Below are 218 nucleotides of genomic sequence, written 5' to 3' on the forward strand. Positions count from 1 at the left end.
GCGGTGGAGAAGAAGCCGAGGTTGCGCATGACGATGCGGCGCTCGTCGTCGGTCAGGCCTTCCGGGTTTTTCCACAGAGAGATGTCGGCGGTCATGTTGACCTCTTGCGGCATCCAGTGGTTGGCACAACCGTCGAGGTATTTCTGCCAGGCCCAGTCGTACTTGAAGGGGACGAGCTGGTTGAGGTCGGCGCGGCAGTTGATCATGCGCTTTTCATC

General features: G+C 59.6%; 1 protein-coding gene. It reads right to left on the bottom strand.

Annotated elements, in window-relative coordinates; genetic code table 11:
- A partial coding sequence (locus ACL9RJ_RS33305) for a ribonucleotide-diphosphate reductase subunit beta (protein ID WP_422766026.1) occupies positions 1-218 on the bottom strand: 218 nt, incomplete at both ends.

Origin of the sequence: Pseudomonas sp. Mn2068, from assembly GCF_049319725.1 — a bacterium.
GTDB classification, from domain to species: Bacteria; Pseudomonadota; Gammaproteobacteria; order Pseudomonadales; family Pseudomonadaceae; genus Aquipseudomonas; species Aquipseudomonas gingeri.